The sequence below is a fragment of the Pseudomonas sp. TZ252 genome, from assembly GCF_056110345.1.
This window is the reverse complement of record NZ_CM148566.1, coordinates 4,771,369-4,787,609: the sequence shown is the minus strand read 5'-3', so window position 1 is coordinate 4,787,609 and position 16,241 is coordinate 4,771,369. Positions and strand designations below refer to the sequence as shown.

The 16,241-nt window shown below is 65.5% G+C and carries 16 protein-coding genes and 3 tRNA genes; 6 read left to right on the top strand and 13 right to left on the bottom strand.

The window, feature by feature from the left end; genetic code table 11:
- Nucleotides 1-26 precede the first annotated feature (26 nt).
- The 4 genes from ACYAF3_RS22250 to ACYAF3_RS22235 all read right to left on the bottom strand — a co-directional run bounded on the left by ACYAF3_RS22250 (nt 27) and on the right by ACYAF3_RS22235 (nt 3,217).
- A complete protein-coding gene (locus tag ACYAF3_RS22250) occupies nt 27-806 on the bottom strand; it encodes an ABC transporter permease (RefSeq protein WP_003090884.1) in 780 nt (259 codons plus the stop codon).
- Nucleotides 803-1,735 carry an ABC transporter ATP-binding protein gene (locus tag ACYAF3_RS22245; RefSeq protein ID WP_003090885.1) on the bottom strand — a complete coding sequence of 311 codons (933 nt, stop codon included), beginning with the start codon at nt 1,733-1,735 and terminating at the stop codon, nt 803-805. Before ACYAF3_RS22245 ends, ACYAF3_RS22250 begins: the two co-directional genes overlap by 4 nt.
- 75 nt (nt 1,736-1,810) lie before the next feature.
- The gene (locus tag ACYAF3_RS22240; protein WP_025271163.1) at nt 1,811-2,431 is read right to left on the bottom strand and encodes a glutathione S-transferase family protein; all 621 of its coding nucleotides are present in this window, start codon (nt 2,429-2,431) and stop codon (nt 1,811-1,813) included.
- Between the two features lie 114 nt (nt 2,432-2,545).
- Nucleotides 2,546-3,217 (bottom strand): transglutaminase-like domain-containing protein, encoded by a 672-nt coding sequence (locus ACYAF3_RS22235; protein WP_003098789.1) that lies wholly within the window; start codon nt 3,215-3,217, stop codon nt 2,546-2,548.
- Nucleotides 3,218-3,369: 152 nt separating this feature from the next.
- On the opposite strand from ACYAF3_RS22235, the gene ACYAF3_RS22230 reads away from it, so the two are divergent.
- The 3 genes from ACYAF3_RS22230 (at nt 3,370) to ACYAF3_RS22220 (ending at nt 6,795) form a co-directional block, all read left to right on the top strand.
- Nucleotides 3,370-5,817, top strand: coding sequence for an acyl-CoA dehydrogenase (locus ACYAF3_RS22230; protein ID WP_128669478.1), 2,448 nt, complete (start codon nt 3,370-3,372; stop codon nt 5,815-5,817).
- A 128-nt stretch (nt 5,818-5,945) separates the two neighbouring features.
- Entirely contained in the window at nt 5,946-6,326 is a 381-nt protein-coding gene (locus ACYAF3_RS22225) for a PA2816 family glutamine-rich protein (RefSeq protein ID WP_003119883.1), read from the top strand.
- 58 nt (nt 6,327-6,384) lie between these two features.
- Nucleotides 6,385-6,795, top strand: a complete 411-nt coding sequence (locus tag ACYAF3_RS22220) for a PA2817 family protein (protein ID WP_003090890.1) — start codon at nt 6,385-6,387, stop codon at nt 6,793-6,795.
- A gap of 66 nt (nt 6,796-6,861) precedes the next feature.
- Here the strand turns inward: ACYAF3_RS22220 and arr are convergent, their stop codons facing one another.
- The 4 genes from arr to ACYAF3_RS22200 form a co-directional block, all read right to left on the bottom strand.
- Complete coding sequence (gene arr / locus ACYAF3_RS22215; protein ID WP_003143739.1) at nt 6,862-8,439, bottom strand: aminoglycoside response regulator cyclic di-GMP phosphodiesterase Arr; 1,578 nt, start codon at nt 8,437-8,439, stop codon at nt 6,862-6,864.
- A 424-nt stretch (nt 8,440-8,863) separates the two neighbouring features.
- Nucleotides 8,864-8,939: transfer RNA gene (locus ACYAF3_RS22210), tRNA-Gly, on the bottom strand.
- Between the two features lie 84 nt (nt 8,940-9,023).
- Nucleotides 9,024-9,099: transfer RNA gene (locus ACYAF3_RS22205), tRNA-Gly, on the bottom strand.
- Nucleotides 9,100-9,101: 2 nt separating this feature from the next.
- Nucleotides 9,102-9,177 (bottom strand) — tRNA-Glu (locus ACYAF3_RS22200).
- 217 nt (nt 9,178-9,394) lie between these two features.
- On the opposite strand from ACYAF3_RS22200, the gene ACYAF3_RS22195 reads away from it, so the two are divergent.
- Together ACYAF3_RS22195 and ACYAF3_RS22190 are read left to right on the top strand one after the other, a co-directional pair.
- Entirely contained in the window at nt 9,395-10,168 is a 774-nt protein-coding gene (locus tag ACYAF3_RS22195; protein WP_003160567.1) for a hypothetical protein, read from the top strand.
- A gap of 61 nt (nt 10,169-10,229) precedes the next feature.
- Nucleotides 10,230-10,892, top strand: a complete 663-nt coding sequence (locus tag ACYAF3_RS22190) for a glutathione S-transferase family protein (protein WP_003114770.1) — start codon at nt 10,230-10,232, stop codon at nt 10,890-10,892.
- A 9-nt stretch (nt 10,893-10,901) separates the two neighbouring features.
- Here the strand turns inward: ACYAF3_RS22190 and ACYAF3_RS22185 are convergent, their stop codons facing one another.
- Together ACYAF3_RS22185 and ACYAF3_RS22180 are read right to left on the bottom strand one after the other, a co-directional pair.
- The gene (locus ACYAF3_RS22185) at nt 10,902-11,384 is read right to left on the bottom strand and encodes a GAF domain-containing protein (RefSeq protein ID WP_003090905.1); all 483 of its coding nucleotides are present in this window, start codon (nt 11,382-11,384) and stop codon (nt 10,902-10,904) included.
- The gene (locus ACYAF3_RS22180) at nt 11,381-12,271 is read right to left on the bottom strand and encodes an ATP-binding protein (RefSeq protein WP_003143737.1); all 891 of its coding nucleotides are present in this window, start codon (nt 12,269-12,271) and stop codon (nt 11,381-11,383) included. Before ACYAF3_RS22180 ends, ACYAF3_RS22185 begins: the two co-directional genes overlap by 4 nt.
- 82 nt (nt 12,272-12,353) lie before the next feature.
- Between ACYAF3_RS22180 and sagS the strand changes: the two genes are divergently transcribed.
- Nucleotides 12,354-14,714, top strand: coding sequence for a two-component system sensor histidine kinase/response regulator SagS (gene sagS / locus ACYAF3_RS22175; RefSeq protein WP_003116565.1), 2,361 nt, complete (start codon nt 12,354-12,356; stop codon nt 14,712-14,714).
- 18 nt (nt 14,715-14,732) lie between these two features.
- Here sagS and ospR read toward each other — a convergent pair whose 3' ends face one another.
- The 3 genes from ospR to msrB form a co-directional block, all read right to left on the bottom strand.
- The gene (gene ospR / locus ACYAF3_RS22170) at nt 14,733-15,224 is read right to left on the bottom strand and encodes a hydroperoxide stress response transcriptional regulator OspR (RefSeq protein ID WP_003114767.1); all 492 of its coding nucleotides are present in this window, start codon (nt 15,222-15,224) and stop codon (nt 14,733-14,735) included.
- Nucleotides 15,221-15,706, bottom strand: coding sequence for a glutathione peroxidase (locus ACYAF3_RS22165; protein ID WP_073658514.1), 486 nt, complete (start codon nt 15,704-15,706; stop codon nt 15,221-15,223). Before ACYAF3_RS22165 ends, ospR begins: the two co-directional genes overlap by 4 nt.
- A gap of 111 nt (nt 15,707-15,817) precedes the next feature.
- Complete coding sequence (gene msrB, locus ACYAF3_RS22160) at nt 15,818-16,216, bottom strand: peptide-methionine (R)-S-oxide reductase MsrB (RefSeq protein ID WP_003090911.1); 399 nt, start codon at nt 16,214-16,216, stop codon at nt 15,818-15,820.
- Nucleotides 16,217-16,241: the final 25 nt, after the last annotated feature.

The window sequence follows — 16,241 nt, the reverse complement described above, 5'->3', positions numbered from 1 at the left end:
GCTTCTGTTTCATGCCTTCGAGCGTTTCATTGGCGCATGCCGCGCCCGCTCACCAGCAGCCTTACGCAGCCGAGATAGAGCACCGCGGTGGCCAGCAGCATGAAGCCGATGGCCACGCCGATGCGAATGTCGGAGACGCCGAGGATGCCGTAGCGGAAGGCGTTGACCATGTGCAGGATCGGGTTGGCCAGCGACACGGTCTGCCAGAACGGCGGCAGCAGGTTGATCGAGTAGAACACCCCGCCCAGGTAGGTCAGCGGCGTCAGCACGAAGGTCGGGATGATCGAGATGTCGTCGAAGTTGCGCGCGAACACCGCGTTGATGAAACCGCCCAGGGAGAAAATGGTCGCGGTAAGCACCACCACCAGCACCGTGATGCCCAGGTGGTGCACCTGCAGCTTGGTGAAGAACAGCGACAGCATGGTCACGATCACCCCCACCGCCAGGCCGCGCAGCACACCGCCGATGGTGTAGCCGAGGAGGATGGTGTGCGGCGATACCGGCGACACCAGCAGCTCCTCCACCGAGCGCTGGAACTTGCTGCCGAAGAAGCTCGACACCACGTTGCCGTAGGCGTTGGTGATCACCGACATCATGATCAGGCCGGGCACGATGTATTCCATGTAGGTGAAGCCGCCCATGTCGCCGATCTGGCGGCCGATCAAATTGCCGAAGATCACGAAGTACAGGACCATGGTGATCGCCGGCGGCAGCAGGGTCTGCGGCCAGATCCGGGTGAAGCGGCGCACCTCGCGGTAGACGATAGTGTTCAGGGCGACCAGGTTGGCGCTCAGCTCGCTACTCATCGGGCGATCCTCGTCAGGTTCTTCTCCACCAGCGACACGAACAGCTCCTCCAGGCGATTGGTCTTGTTGCGCAGGCTCAGTACCTCGATGCCTTGTGCGCCCAACTGGGCGAACAGATCGTTGATGCCCTGGCTTTTCTCCACCTGCACTTCGAGGGTGTGATCGTCCACCAGCCGCGTCGGGTAGCCGTCGAGAGTCGGCGGCAGGGCCTGGACGTTCTTCAGGTCGAGCAGGAAGGTTTCCGAATGCAGGGTCATCAGCAGGTCACGCATGCTGGTGTTCTGCACGATCTCGCCGTGGTCGATGATGGCGATGTTGCGGCAGAGCTGCTCCGCCTCTTCCAGGTAGTGGGTGGTGAGGATGATGCTGATGCCTTCCTGGTTGAGTTCGGTGAGGAAGCTCCACATCGAACGACGCAGCTCGATGTCGACCCCGGCGGTGGGCTCGTCGAGGATCAGCAGGCGCGGCTGGTGGACCAGTGCGCGGGCGATCATCAGGCGCCGCTTCATGCCGCCGGAGAGCATCCGCGAGGCTTCGTTGCGCTTGTCCCACAGGCCCAGTTGGGTCAGGTAGCGCTCGGCGCGCTCCTTGGCGATCTTCGCCGGGATGCCGTAGTAGCCGGCCTGGGTCACGACGATGTCGAAGACCTTCTCGAACTGGTTGAAGTTGAACTCCTGCGGCACCACGCCAAGGCAACGCTTGAGGCCGGCCGGGTCCTTGTCGAGGTCGTGGCCGAACACCGAGACCGAACCGCTGGTCTTGTTCACCAGGGTCGAGAGAATCCCGATGGTGGTGGACTTGCCCGCGCCGTTGGGGCCGAGCAAGGCGAAGAAATCACCTTCGGCGACGTCCAGGTCGATGCCCTTGAGGGCCTGGAAACCGTTGCCGTAGGTTTTCGTCAATTGACGGATGGACAGGGCGGAACTCATTAGGCTTCCCGTGTCGGAAGGTGAAGAGGAAGAGCTAGATAAGGCTACGGGTAACAAAATGCAACAGTAGCCGGCTCAGGTCAGTTCGGTCATTACCGCGGTGCGGAACGCCGGGCGCTCGCGCAAGCGCAGGTACCAGGCCTCGAGGTGGGGCAGCGGCGGGCGCTCGATGGGCATCTCGAACCAGGCGTAGATGAAACAGCCCAGGGGAATGTCACCCATGCCGAAGCGTTCGCCGGACAGCCAGGGTTGGCCGGCCAGGGTCTGGTCCGGCACCCACAGCAACTCGCCGCAGGTCTGCAACGCCTTTGCGATCAGGGCCTCGTCGCGTTGCTCCGGCGACGTACGCAGCGTTCCCCAGAACAGGTCGCGGAACGGCCCGGCGAGAGTCGAGGTGGTCCAGTCCATCCACTTGTCGGCGTCGGCGCGGCGCACCGGGTCCTGCGGATAGAGGTCGCCCGGCGCATAGCGGGCGGCCAGGTAGCGGACGATGGCGTTGGACTCCCAGAGGACGAAGCCGTCGTCCTCGATCACCGGCACCCGACCGTTCGGGTTCATCGCGCGGAACGCCGGCTCATCCACCAGGCCGAACGCCCCGCCGGCATCCACCGTCCGGTACTCCAGGCCAGCCTCCTCGGCGCACCACAACGCCTTGCGCACATTGCTCGAGTTCTTCCGGCCCCAGATGGTCAACATACTCTGCGTTCCCTCTTCGGTTGATGCGGCGGATGGGTCGCCGGAGCGCCCGGACGACATGCCGCACCCTACCGAGGATGGACCGAAGAAGGAAGACGCGCCGGCTGATGGTGACTATCGACGCCCTTCATCTTGCCCGGCCTCGGCCTGGAAATCGCCGTCCAGGGCCAGCGGGCGGCCGGAGAACAGGTGCGGATAGTGCTGCTGCAAGTGGGAGAAGAACAGTTCCTCCGGCAGGTCGGCGAACTGGCCGTGATCGGCCAGGTACTCCATGTAGCGCTCGCCCTGGCGGTTGAATGGATGGAAGACGCTGTCGGCGACGCCGTCGAACTCCAGCGGAGCGACGTCGAAGGCGCGGCACAAGGCACGGTTGAACGCCGGGGTGGCCTTCACCCAGCGGCCCTCGAGGTACAGCTCGGTATAGCCGTGCATGGCGAACACCTCGCTGCGCAGCGCCTCCAGCAGGCGCGGCGTGGCCAGGTGGTTGCGCACGTCGGCCAGGCCGATCCGCGCCGGAATCCGGCAATGCCGGGCACAGGCGGCGAGCAGGATGGCCTTGGGCACGCAATAGGACTCGCCCTGCTGCAGCGCGTGGCTGGCCTTCAGGGTCTGCGGATCGCGGCTGAACACGTAGGGGTTGTAGCGCACCCCGTCGCGTACCGCGTAGTACAGCGCGACCGCCTGGTCACGCGGTTTCGCCGAATTCCCCCGGGATTTTTCCGCGAACTCCACCACCACCGGGTGGTCACTATCCACGAAGCGGCCGGATTGTAGGTAGGACTGCATGGCGGGCTCCCGGCGGGCAATTTGTCCCAGTCTAAACGGGAAGTTTTCGCCTATAACGTGACAAACCGGCCAAGCTGACCGGCCCTGCCGCCAAACGGCGGCAAACGGGCTAAGCTCGAGACGCCGCCTGGCGTCTTCATGGAGGATTCCGCATGTTGTTGCTCTGGTTAGTCGTACTGGTACTCGGTGTCGCTTACCTCGCCCATCGGCGTACCCCACCCGCTCCCGCGCTCGGCATCAGCGCCGCCTACCTGATCCTGATGGGCGTGTTCAGCCACGCGCCCGGCTGGCTGCTGCTGGTCTTCTGGCTGCTCTGGCTGACGGTGGCGCTTCCCCTCGCCCTGCCCGACCTGCGCCGGCGCGTGCTCAGCGGTCCGCTGTTCGCCTGGTTCCAGAAAGTCCTGCCGCCGATGTCCGACACCGAGCGCGAGGCCATCGAGGCGGGCACCGTGTGGTGGGATGGCGAATTGTTCAGCGGCCGCCCGGACTGGCAGAAACTGCTCGACTACCCCAAGGCGCAACTCACCGAAGAAGAGCAGGCCTTCGTCGACGGCCCGACCGAAGAACTCTGCGCCATGGTCAGCGACTGGGACATCGGCCAGCGCATGGACCTGCCGGAAGAAGCGTGGGCCTTCATCAAGCAGCACGGCTTCTTCGGCCTGATCATTCCCAAGGAGTACGGCGGCAAGGGCTTCTCCGCCTTCGCCCACTCGCAGGTAGTGATGAAGCTCGCCACCCGTAGCGGCGACCTGGCCTCGACGGTGATGGTGCCGAACTCCCTCGGCCCGGCCGAGCTGCTGCTCCACTACGGCACCGACGAGCAGCGCCAGCGCTACCTGCCGAGCCTGGCCAAGGGCGACGACATCCCCTGCTTCGCCCTCACCGGCCCCTACGCGGGCTCCGATGCCGGCGGCATGACCGACGTCGGCATCGTCTGCAAGGGCGAATGGGAAGGTCGCGAGGTGCTCGGCCTGCGCCTGACCTGGGAAAAGCGCTACATCACCCTCGGCCCGGTGGCCACCCTCCTCGGCCTGGCCTTCAAGTGCCACGACCCGGACCATCTGCTGGGCGACGAGGAGGACCTGGGCATCACCCTGGCGCTGATCCCCACCGACACCCCCGGGGTCGAGATCGGCCGCCGCCACGTGCCGCTGGGCGCCGCCTTCATGAACGGTCCGAACTCCGGCAAGGACGTGTTCGTGCCGCTGGAGTACATCATCGGCGGGCAGGAAATGATCGGCAAAGGCTGGATGATGCTGATGAACTGTCTGTCGGTCGGACGCTCCATCTCGCTGCCGGCGGTGGGCACCAGCGCCGGCAAGGCCAGCAGCTACGTCAGCGGTCGCTACGCCCAGGTCCGCGAGCAGTTCAACGTGCCGATCGCCGCCTTCGAAGGCATCCAGGAGGCGCTCGCCCGCATCGGCGGCAACGCCTGGCTGATGGACAGCGCGCGAATCCTCACCGCCAACGCGGTGGACCTCGGCGAGAAGCCCTCGGTGCTTTCGGCGATCCTCAAGTACCACCTCACCGAGCGCGGCCGCGAGTGCATCGCCCATGCCATGGACATCCATGGCGGCAAGGGCATCATCATGGGCCCGAACAACTACCTGGGTCGTTCCTGGCAGGGCGCGCCGATCTTCATCACGGTGGAAGGCGCGAACATCCTCTCGCGCAACCTGATGATCTTCGGCCAGGGCGCGATCCGTTGCCATCCGTACGTGCTCAAGGAAATGGAACTGGCCCAGCGCGAGGACAAGGACCAGGCCGCCCGCGAGTTCGACGCGCTGCTGGTGAAGCACATCGGCTTCGCCGTCGGCAACGCCGCCAGCAGCTTCCTCCTCAGTCTCAGCTGCGGCCACCTCGGCAACGCGCCCGGCGACCGCATCAGCCGTCCCTACTTCCGCGCGCTGAACCGCCTGGCGGCGTCCTTCGCCCTGCTCGCCGACTTCAGCATGATGCTGCTGGGCGGCGAACTGAAGCGCAAGGAACGCCTCTCCGCGCGTCTCGGCGATGTCCTCAGCTATCTCTACCTGGGCTCGGCGGCGCTCAAGCGCTACCACGACCTGGGCAACCCGGACTACCTGCATCCGCTGCTGCGCTGGGCCATGGAGGAAAACCTCGGCAAGGCCGAGGCGGCGCTGGAGGACCTGCTGTACAACTTCCCCAGCCGCTTCTTCGGCTGCGCGCTGAAGGTCCTGGTACTGCCGTTCGGCCGCCGGCACAAAGGGCCGGGCGACGAACTGGACGCCGAGATCGCGGAAATCCTCGGCCGTCCGGACGACGACCCGGCGTTGCAGGCGATCCTCGCCGGCGCGTTCCTGCCGAAGGACCCGCAGGACCCGGTCGGTGCCCTCGCCCACGCCTTCGACGCGGTACGCGAAAGCGCCGCGCTGGAGAAAACCCTGCACAAGGCGATCAAGGAAGGCAGGGTCCAGCCGCAAGCGGGGCAGAACCCGATCGATGCCGGCGCCGCCGCCGGCGTGCTGAGCGCCGAGCAGGCGCAGGCCCTGCACCAGGCCGAAGCGGCACGGCGCAAGGTGATCGACGTCGACGACTTCGCCAAGGAGGAACTGCAACTGGCCGACGGCAGGATCCGCTGACACTCCGCGGCAAAGCGACGGTCGCAACCGACAAAGGCGCCTTCCGGCGCCTTTGTCGTCTTCACCCACCCAAACCCGGGCGATTGGCTAGAATCGACGGGCACATCCCTGACGTACGGGAGGCCATCATGCTCAAGCTACTTGCCACCGGCCTGGCAGCCTCGTTTCTCCTCCTGCCCCCGGCGCAGGCCGCACCGCCTGCGCCCTATGGCGTGCAGCCGCACCAGCAGGCGGTGCAGCGCGCCGGCGAACAGCGCCAACGCCAGCTCCAGGAACAGCGCCAGCGCTTCGACGAACAACGCCTGCAACTGCAGCAGGATCAACTGCAACGCCAGCAGCAGAACCTGCAGCGGCAACGGCAGCAGCGACAGATGCAGGACAACCTGATCCGCCAGCAGCAACTGGACCAGCAGCGCTGGCGCCTGGAGCAGGACCAGCGGCGCCTCGACAGCGAACGCCGGCAACTGGAAAACCGCCGGCGCCAGAGCCAGTCCCCGGCGATCCGCTGAAACTGGCCGGCGCCGCGAAACCCTTTATACTGCCCAGCTTTTTTCCAGAGGACCCGTCATGGCCAACTCCTACCTCGAGCACCACCTCGCCCTGCTCCAGCACCTGCGCAACATCCTCGGCGCCCTGGGCGAGGCCGAGCAGGTGCCGGAAGAAAACCACGGGCTGTTCCTCGAACGTTTCGACGAACTGATGGACGAACTGCCGCGCGACCCGGAAGGCGCCCAATACCTCGGCCAGGACCTGATTTCCCAGGTCTTCCACCGCTATCCGCAGATCGCCCACCTGGTACCTCGCGACCTGCTGTGGTTCTTCGGCGGCGATTGCCTGCACTTCATGCCGGACGAAGAGATCGACCTGTTCCAGCGCCTCGACGAGCGCCGCTACGAAGCCGAAGAGCGCGGCGAAACGTTCGACTGGAACCGCGAAAAGCAGTTGCTCGCGCTGCCCGAGGACAGCCCGCGGCACTGAATCGCCTCGCGCCGTACGCACGCCGGCGCGACTCTTTGCGCTTCCGCCGCACGCTCATCTGCCCCTCTAGCTCGCCGCTACGCGCGCCTCGCGCTCTGCGCCGCGCCGGCTGTTGCGCCACGCCCAGAGCTCGGCCGCCTTCAGCGGCGGGGAAAACAGGTAGCCCTGCCCCCACTGGATGCTGTGCCCGCACAAGTACTGTTCCTGCTCCCGGGTCTCGATGCCTTCGGCGGTCATGGCCAGGTCCAGGCGCTGCGCCAGCGCGATGATCGTCTCCAGCACCACGGCATTCACCGATCCGCTGCCGACGCTGCTGACGAACGAGCGATCGATCTTGAGAAAGTCCGCATGCAGCTTCTGCAGGTGGGACAACGAGCTTTGCCCCGTGCCGAAATCGTCCAGCGCCCATTGCACGCCAAGCTCGCGCAGTTGCTGGATGTTGTGCTGCAACTGCGCATCGTGCGGCAGCGCCTCGCGCTCGGTGACTTCCAGGACCAGTTGCGGGCCTTCGCTGCCGATGGCGCCGAGCAAACGCCGCACGTCGTCGACGAACCCATGGCTCGCCAAGTGCGAGCCACTGACATTGACACCGAGATGATCGCCCGCCCCCAGGCCCAGTTGCGCCAGGTCGGCGGCGACCAGGCCGAAGATGTGCCGGGTCAGATCGCCGATCATGCCGTTGTCTTCGGCCAGGGGGATGAAGATGTCCGGCCGCACCTGACTCCTGTCCGGCCGCTGCCAGCGCACCAACGCCTCGACGCCCCGGCACTCTCCGGTATCGAGGTGGATGATCGGCTGGTAGACCATGTGGAACTCACGGGCGCGCATGGCCCGATACATGTCGCCGACCAGCGACAGCCGGCGACGGCAGAACAGGTGCGCCAGATATCCCGCCAGCAACGCGGCCAGGAGGATGAAGGGGGCGTAATGCCGCCAGGCATCGGCACGATAGGCGCTGGCCAGCGCGGGAGCGACCGCCACCCGCACCTCGACCGGAAACCTTGCCGAAGCCGCTACGGCGACGCCATCGCCGGTGGCGGGCGCGCCGCCGGGTAGCTGTCGCTGCGACTGTCTCAGGACCATCTGCACCTGGAACCGTTCGTCGTAGGAAGCCGCCTGTTGGATATCCAGCAGGTACTGACCGTCGATTATCGCCAGCACGCCGGATCCGTTTTCATCGCCACGCGACATGATGACCGAAGCCCGCTCCGGTACCTGCGGCGTCGCGTTGCTGGGGGTGATGCGCTGCCCGGCCGGCAGGCTGCCCAAAGCCTTGAAGGCCACCTGCAACGGCAGATCGTGCAACTCGCCCCGCAGGGAGGAGCAATAGACGTTCTCGCGTTCCACTAGGACCAGCGAGCGGAAATACGGGCTCAGCATGGTCATCCGGGTCAATCGGCCCAGGACCTCCCGGCACGGCTTGCCCACCGCCTCCTGGCTCTTGTCCAGGCTGTCCGAGACAACGCCGAGCAGGGTGTCCAACTGGCGAAGAATGGCGACAGAGGTTACCGCGGCCTCGCCTTCGGCACGCATCCTGGCCTGCTGGTACACCAGCGGCGCCATGAGCAACGGGACGGCCGCGAGCGCGGCGATCACGATACCGAAATGAAAGAGACTGTCCCGCCGCGGCCTGCCGATCTGCATAGGTGCCACGCTCCCGCGCAAGTTGCACGAAGCCCGCCCGGGATTGCCGGGATCAGGGTCATGTCCGTATGAGATTGAAAATACAAGCACGAATCCGACAACGTCCGGCGACGGGAACACCCCGACAGAGCCGGCTCGCTCGCGCCAGCCTGCACCTATTTGCGGCGCAACGCAGCCGGCGCCCGGAACGAATCTTACCCCAGAAGCCTGGCGAGCGACCGCGCCCGCCTCCGCCGCCGAACGCGACGGAAAAGGCGTCCAGCGCGCGGGACCCGGGACGTCCTCGCTACCGCGAGACAGCGGGGCTTGAACGGCAGAACGAGGCAAGTAAAGGAGACCAGGACGAGCAGCCTGGGGCGCAGAAACGAAAAAAGGGCCCGAAGGCCCTTTTCTCTTCGACCCAGGCCGAAACCTGGATCATGTTTGGAGCGGGAAACGAGACTCGAACTCGCGACCCCGACCTTGGCAAGGTCGTGCTCTACCAACTGAGCTATTCCCGCGTTACAACTTGTTGCCCGTTCGGCCGAAACCGAACCTTTGACGCCTAACTTTCACCAACCCCGCCGAAGCCAGGTTGTAGAATTTGGAGCGGGAAACGAGACTCGAACTCGCGACCCCGACCTTGGCAAGGTCGTGCTCTACCAACTGAGCTATTCCCGCAATGGCGTCCCCTAGGGGACTCGAACCCCTGTTACCGCCGTGAAAGGGCGGTGTCCTAGGCCACTAGACGAAGGGGACGCGGCCCGGAACTTACAACAGATCTTTCCGGCTTCCAGTGTTTCGCGTTTGGCTTCACGCTGGAAGTGGCGCGCATTTTATGGAGCGTCCGGGGAGGCGTCAACCCTTCTGAGAAAATTTTTTTAAATCAAAGACTTCTGTGCAAATAATGAGCTGCTGCTATCAGTGGTAGCACCAAGACATTAGACTGAGAAAATTCTTACAGCGGAGTCCCAAGGTGTCGCCACTCCTCATTACCGCCCTCATCATCGGCGGGATCGCCCTCCTAATCGCCATTGGCTATATCAACCACGTGGTGGAAAACAGCAAGCTGGAGAAAGCGCGCCTGAAAGCCGAACTCAACGACCGGGTCCGGCGCTGCGCGCAGATTTCCGAGAGCCTTCCCGGCCAGTTCGTCAGCCCGTCGCTGAAGCTGTTGATGAGCCAGATCGAGCTCAGCCTCAGCGAGCAGCAACTGGCGCTGCAGAAGAAAGCCGATGCCGGGCTCAAGGCTCGTATAGAAGAGTTGCGCGCGCTGGTCGCCAAGGGCGAGTCGATCCCGGTGCGCAATCCGCCCCAGGCGATCCTGACCGAGGACAAGGCCAAGGAAGTCCGCTTCCTCTTCGAAGCCCTGCATGCCCAGCTCACCCGTTTCACCCAGGACGGCCACCTGCCGCGCAGCGAGGCGCAGATCTGGGTCAAGGAGATTCGCCACCTCCTGGTGCGCCTGCATATCGAGTTCTTCGGCAATCTCGGCCAGCAGGCCCTGCAGCAGAACGAACCGCGCCAGGCGCGCCTGGCCTTCGAACGCGGCGCCCAGTATCTGCGCAAGCAGCCCGAGCTGGCGCGCTACCAGGCGGAGCTGCAGCAGATGGAAGCGCAGCTGGCCCGCGCCAACGCGATGGTGCTGAACAACAGCCAGCCGGCGAGCGAGGAGCCCAGCGAACTCAACGAGGGATTGAAGGCCCTCGATGCAGACGACCTGTGGAAGAAGAAGAACGTCTACGACTGATTCCGGCCTGCCCACGGCAGCCGTGCTATAACCCAGGCTCATATCGACCGAGGAAATCGTTATGAGCCTGACACTCTACGGAGCCCCGCTGTCTCCGTTCGTCCGCAAGGTCCGCCTGCTCCTGGCCGAAAAGGGCCTCGACTACCAGTTGGAAGCGATCGCCCCGTTCGGCCAGCCGGCCTGGTATCGCGAGATCAGCCCGCTGGGCCGCATCCCGGCGTTACGCGACGGCGACCTGGCCCTCGCCGACTCCAGCGTGATCTGCCAGTACCTGGAAGAACGCTATCCCGAACCGCCGAATCTCCAGGGCGACGCCCCCGCCAGCCGCGCAGCGGTGCGCTGGCTGGAAAAATACGCCGACTACGAGATCGCTCCCCTGGCCACGCTGACGATCTTCCGCAACCGGATACTCAAGCCGGCGATGGGCCAGGCCTGCGAGGAGAACGACGTGCGTCGCGCGCTGGAGGAAAAGCTGCCAGCGCACTTCGATTACCTGGAAAACCATCTCGACGGCCGGGCCTTCTTCGTCGGCGAGCGACTGACCCTCGCCGACCTGGCGATCGCCAGCCAGTTGGTCAACCTGCGTCACGCCGGCGAAAACCTGGACGAGCAACGCTGGCCGGCCCTCGCCGCGCATTTCGCGCGGATGCTCGAACGCCCGGCGATGCAAGCGCTGCTGCCGGGGGAACGACGGACCCTCGACAAGCTCGCAGCGAAAGCCTGAACGCGTCGCTCAGCAGTCCGTCAGGCGCAGGAATATCTCCACCAGGCCTTCGATCCCGGCCTGGTCCTCGGCGCTGAAGCGTCCCACGCTCGGGCTGTCCAGATCGAGCACAGCGACCAGGCGGCCGTCCTTGAGCAGGGGCACCACCAGTTCGCTGCTGGAAGCGCTGTCGCAGGCGATGTGGCCGGGAAACGCGTGGACGTCGTCTACCCGCTGGGTCAGCCGGGTACGCGCCGCGGCGCCGCAGACGCCCTTGGAGAAGGGGATGCGGACGCAGGCGACCTTGCCCTGGAACGGTCCCAGGACCAGCTCCTCGTTGCGGTTCAGATAGAAGCCGGCCCAGTTCAGGTCGCCCAGCTCATGGAAGAGAAAGGCGGAGAACTGCGCGGCGTTGGCGATGAAATCGCGCTCGTCGGCGAACAGCGCCTCGGCCTGCGCCGCCAGCAGGGCGTAGCCGGCCAGCCCGGCGCCAGATTGCTGCAGATCGATCATGCCTGGCGCTCCAGCAGTTGCTTGCCCACCCAGTAGCGGGAGAACTGATAGGCGCAACGGCCGTTGCGGTTGCCGCGGCCAAGCGCCCAGCGGATCGCTTCCTTCTCCAGTTCCTCGCTCCAGCTCCAGGCCAGCCCGGCCTTCTCCGCGAGCACGTCCACCCAGTGGCGAACCACGCTGAGGAAATGCTCCTGGGTGAAGGGATAGAACGACAGCCACAGGCCGAAACGGTCGGACAAGGCGATCTTGTCCTCCACCGCTTCGTTGGGATGCAGCTCGCCGTCCACCATCTTCCAGTTCTCGTTGTCGCTCTGCTTCTCCGAAACCAGGTGCCGGCGGTTGGAGGTGGCGTAGAGCAGCACATTCTCCGGCGCCTGTTCCAGCGAGCCGTCGAGCACGCTCTTGAGTACCCGGTAGTCGCCTTCCCCGGCATCGAACGAGAGGTCGTCGCAGAACAGCACGAAGCGCTGTGGCAGGCCTTGCAGTTGCTCCACCACGCGCGGCAGGTCGGCCAGGTGGTCGCGCTCGATCTCGATCAGGCGCAGCCCGGCGCCGGCCAGCTCGGCCAGCAGCGCACGAACCAGGGAGGACTTGCCGGTCCCGCGGGCCCCCCAGAGCAAGGCGTGGTTGGCCGGCTGGCCGGCGACGAACTGGCGGGTGTTGCGTTCCAGTTGCTCGCGCTGCCGCTCTACGCCCAGCAGGTCGGCCAGGCGCAGGTCGAGGCTGACCTCCAGCGGCTGCAGGTAGCCGCTACGGCCGTCGCGGTGCCAGCGCGCCGCCAGGCTGCGCTCCCAGTCGACGGCTTCGCGTACGGCCGGCAGCAGCGGCTCCAGGCGCGCGAGCACGCTTTCGGCGCGGGCAAGAAAATCGCTCAATCGGGAATCCACTCTGTTCTCCTCGGATCGGACTGACGTCACGGATCGATCATCGGTTGCGCCCAGGAACCCCGACAGACGGTCGGGATGGGCTATGCTAGGCGGCAGAACCTCGCCAAGGCTGATCCCCGCCCCCATGGATATAGCGCTGACCCATCGCCTGTCGTTCAAACAGGCCAGCCTCACCGTGCTGGTGGCCTTTATCCTGGGAACCCTGCTCAGCCTGATTCAGGTTGGCGTCGATTATGCCAGCCAGGACGCATCCATCAATCGCGAAGTGCGCGCGCTGCTGGACGTCAGCCACAACCCCGCCGCGCGAATCGCCTACAACATCGATGCGGAGCTGGCCCAGGAGCTGGTCCTCGGCCTGCTGCGCTCGCCCGCCGTGGTCCGCGCGGAAATCATCGACACCTCCGGCCTGCCGCTGGCCAGCGCCTCGCGCGAACCCGCCGAAAGCCGCCTGCGGCCGCTCAGCGACTTCCTCTTCGGCCACAAGCGGGTCTACGAGGACCCGTTGCATGTCGACCATGCGCCGGGCGAGGCCCTCGGCGTACTGCACCTGGAAATCGACACCTTCGTGTTCGGCAACGACTTCCTCCGTCGCGCCGGCATCACCCTGCTCTCCGGCTTCGTGCGCAGCCTGCTGCTGTCGCTGATCCTGCTGGTGCTCTTCTATACCCTGCTGACCAAGCCCCTGGTCAGCCTGATCCAGGCCCTCAGCGGACACGATCCACGCTCGCCGGCACGCATGCGCCTGCCCTGCCCCAAGGGCCACGAACGCGACGAGATCGGCGTGCTGGTGGAAGTCATCAACCGCCAGCTCGGGCGCATCTCGGTAGAGATCGAACAGCGCCGGGAGGCGGAGAACCGCCTGACCCAGTACCTGGAGGAGCTGGAAAGCATCGTCGCCGCCCGTACCGCCGAGCTGAAGGCCGCCAACGCGCGCCTGACGCTATCCAACCAGGAACTCGAAGAAGCCCGCCAGACCGCTCTCGATATGGCCCAGGCCCGCGCCAGCTTCCTGGCCAACATGAGCCACGAGATCCGCACGCCGCTGAACGGCCTGCTCGGCATGCTCTCGCTGAGCCTCGACGGCCCGCTCACCCCGGAACAGCGCCAGCAACTGTCGATCGCCCACGACTCCGGCAAGGTGCTGGTGGAATTGCTCAACGACGTGCTCGACCTCTCCAAGTTCGAGGCCGGGCAACTGGTCCTGGAACAGATCCCGTTCGACCTGGGCGTCCTGGTGGAAGACACCGCCAGCCTCCTCTCGCAGAACGCCGCGGCCGGCGTGGAGCTGACCTGCCTGGTCGACCCCGCCCTGCCCGCCCAGGTTTCCGGCGACCCGACGCGGATTCGCCAGGTCGTCAGCAACCTGCTGTCCAACGCGCTGAAGTTCACCCGCCTGGGGCGGGTCGACGTTCGCGTGGAAGCCACCGCCGAGGGTGTGCGCATCAGTGTGCGCGACACCGGCATCGGCATCGCCCAGGAGGCGCTGGATCGCATCTTCCAACCGTTCACCCAGGCCGACGCGGGTATCACCCGCCAATACGGCGGCACAGGCCTCGGCCTGGCCCTCACGCGCAAGCTGTGCGAGGCCATGCAGGGCGAGCTGACGGTGGAGTCGACGGTCGGCCTGGGCAGCCTGTTCAGCGTCGGCCTGCCGCTGGCGCCGGTCAGCCCTCCGCTGCAGGCGCTGCCGCTGCGCGGCCGGGTGATCGCGCAATGCTCGGCCAACAGCGGGCTGGCGCAGCTGCTGCAAACCTGGCTGCCGCGCTGGGGCCTGGAGTACAAGCGTCTGGAGACCGACGACAGCCTGCTCGGCCACTCGCTCGACGTACTGATATCGGATTGCCCGGACTGTCTGATGGGACTGCGTCCGAGCATCGGTACGCCGATCCTGCTGGTCACCGCCTACGGCAGTTTCCTCGAACCGGAGCTGGCCCGCCGCCTGTCGCCGCTGCGCCAACTGGCCAGGCCGCTGAGTCGCAACCAGTTGTACCAGGCCCTGAAACACGTGCTCGAACACACTGCCATAGCCCCGTCGAGCGCCTCGGACACCACGGGAGAACAGCGCAACACCCGGGTCCTGCTGGTGGAGGACAACCCGGTCAACCAGTTGGTCGCCAAGGGCCTGCTGCACAAGCTCGGCTGCCAGGTATGGATCGCCGAACACGGGCTGAATGCCCTGAAGATGCTGGAGGAGCATCCCATCGACCTGGTCCTGATGGACTGCAACATGCCAGTGATGGACGGCTACGAAGCGACCCGGCAGATCCGCGACAGCGGACGCTGGGGCGGCCTGCCGATCATCGCGCTGACCGCCAACGCCCTGCCGGACGAGCGCGAACGTTGTCGTGCCGCCGGCATGGACGACTACCTGGCCAAGCCTTTCCACCGCGACGAACTGAAAGCCATCCTCGACCGTTGGTGCCCGCTCACCGCGAGCGACTAGCCGGCCTCGCGACGACGGCTAGCCTCCTACCACCAGACGGAAGCGCGACAGCAATCCGCCCAGGCGCTGGTGCAGGTCGAACATCTCGTTGAGGTCGAAACCGGTGCTGCAGATCAGCTGCTGGCGCAGCGGAATGACCCGTTCGCGCAAGGTGATCCCCGGCACCGTCAGCGTCAGGTGCACTTCCCGCTCATCGTGACTGGCGCGACGGCGATCCACCAGGCCGAGCTGTTCGAGACGCTTGAGCAAGGGCGTCAGGGTTCCGGAGTCGAGCAGCAGGCGGTCGCCCAGGGCCTTCACCGTCGGCTGCTCCGGCGGGCTCGCATGCCACTCCCAGAGCACCAGCATGACCAGGTACTGCGGGTAGGTCAGGCCGATCTGTTCGAGCAGCGGCCGATAGCCGCGGATCACCGCGCGCGAGGCGGCGTACAGCTTGAAACACAGCTGGTTGTCGAGCAGCAGCGATTCTTCGACGCCATCCGGCCTGGCGACTTTTCCCCGGGTGCTCATTCAAGCAGCGCCTCGATCGCCGAGCTCAGCTCCTCCGGCTTGGTGGTCGGCGCATAGCGCTTCACCACCTGGCCATCGCGGCCGATCAGGAACTTGGTGAAGTTCCACTTGATGCCCTGGCTGCCGAGCAGGCCCGGCGCGCGCTTCTTCAGGTTGACGAACAACGGGTGGGCGCCGGCGCCGTTGACCTCGATCTTCCTGAACAGCGGGAAGCTCACCCCGTAGTTCAGTTCGCAGAACTGCGAAATCTCGCCCTCGTCGCCCGGTTCCTGCTTGCCGAACTGGTTGCAGGGGAACCCGAGCACCACCAGTCCGCGCTCACGGTATTTTTCCCACAAGGCCTCCAGCCCCTGGTACTGCGGGGTGAAGCCGCATTTGCTGGCGGTGTTCACCACCAGCAGCGCCTTGCCGCCGAAGTCGGCCAGGGTCTTCTGTTCGCCCTTGATGGTGGTGCAGGGAATGCTCAGCAGCGAATCGCTCATGGCTTGTCTTCCTTGTTGAGGGTGGGTCTCGAAACAAAGTAGCTCGCAATTCAATTGCACACAAATTGATTGAATGAAAAACGACCCGAACCAAAGACGGGTCGTCGCTCTCTAGCTCTCCCGCGGCACCAGCTTCAGCGAGGCCGAGTTGATGCAGTAACGCAACCCGGTGGGCCGGGGGCCATCCGGGAAGACGTGCCCCAGGTGGGCATCGCAGCGGCCGCAGCGGACTTCGATGCGATGCATGCCGTGGCTGAAGTCGTCCAGTTCGCGGACCGCCTCGGCGTCCACCGGCTGGAAATAGCTCGGCCAACCGCTGCCGGAGTCGTACTTGGCGTCGGAGTCGAACAACGCCGTGCCGCAGCAGGTGCAATGATAGATCCCGGGGGTCTTGGTGGCGTGGTATTCGCCACTGAAGGCGCGTTCGGTACCGCCCAGGCGACAAATGTGGAACTGCTCTTCGGTCAACTCCTCGCGCCAGGAGTCCAGGGGTTTGTCGATCTTGCTCATCGGCTCTACCTCGCGATCTGAAAAA

Excerpts from the sequence above, each read along its gene's own strand:
- ACYAF3_RS22250 (WP_003090884.1), bottom strand. The coding sequence starts at position 806 with ATGAGTAGCGAGCTGAGCGCCAACCTGGTCGCCCTGAACACTATCGTC.
- ACYAF3_RS22245 (WP_003090885.1), bottom strand. The coding sequence starts at position 1,735 with ATGAGTTCCGCCCTGTCCATCCGTCAATTGACGAAAACCTACGGCAAC.
- ACYAF3_RS22240 (WP_025271163.1), bottom strand. The coding sequence starts at position 2,431 with ATGTTGACCATCTGGGGCCGGAAGAACTCGAGCAATGTGCGCAAGGCG.
- ACYAF3_RS22235 (WP_003098789.1), bottom strand. The coding sequence starts at position 3,217 with ATGCAGTCCTACCTACAATCCGGCCGCTTCGTGGATAGTGACCACCCG.
- ACYAF3_RS22230 (WP_128669478.1), top strand. The coding sequence starts at position 3,370 with ATGTTGTTGCTCTGGTTAGTCGTACTGGTACTCGGTGTCGCTTACCTC.
- ACYAF3_RS22225 (WP_003119883.1), top strand. The coding sequence starts at position 5,946 with ATGCTCAAGCTACTTGCCACCGGCCTGGCAGCCTCGTTTCTCCTCCTG.
- ACYAF3_RS22220 (WP_003090890.1), top strand. The coding sequence starts at position 6,385 with ATGGCCAACTCCTACCTCGAGCACCACCTCGCCCTGCTCCAGCACCTG.
- arr (WP_003143739.1), bottom strand. The coding sequence starts at position 8,439 with ATGCAGATCGGCAGGCCGCGGCGGGACAGTCTCTTTCATTTCGGTATC.
- ACYAF3_RS22190 (WP_003114770.1), top strand. The coding sequence starts at position 10,230 with ATGAGCCTGACACTCTACGGAGCCCCGCTGTCTCCGTTCGTCCGCAAG.
- ACYAF3_RS22185 (WP_003090905.1), bottom strand. The coding sequence starts at position 11,384 with ATGATCGATCTGCAGCAATCTGGCGCCGGGCTGGCCGGCTACGCCCTG.
- sagS (WP_003116565.1), top strand. The coding sequence starts at position 12,354 with ATGCTAGGCGGCAGAACCTCGCCAAGGCTGATCCCCGCCCCCATGGAT.
- ospR (WP_003114767.1), bottom strand. The coding sequence starts at position 15,224 with ATGAGCACCCGGGGAAAAGTCGCCAGGCCGGATGGCGTCGAAGAATCG.
- ACYAF3_RS22165 (WP_073658514.1), bottom strand. The coding sequence starts at position 15,706 with ATGAGCGATTCGCTGCTGAGCATTCCCTGCACCACCATCAAGGGCGAA.
- msrB (WP_003090911.1), bottom strand. The coding sequence starts at position 16,216 with ATGAGCAAGATCGACAAACCCCTGGACTCCTGGCGCGAGGAGTTGACC.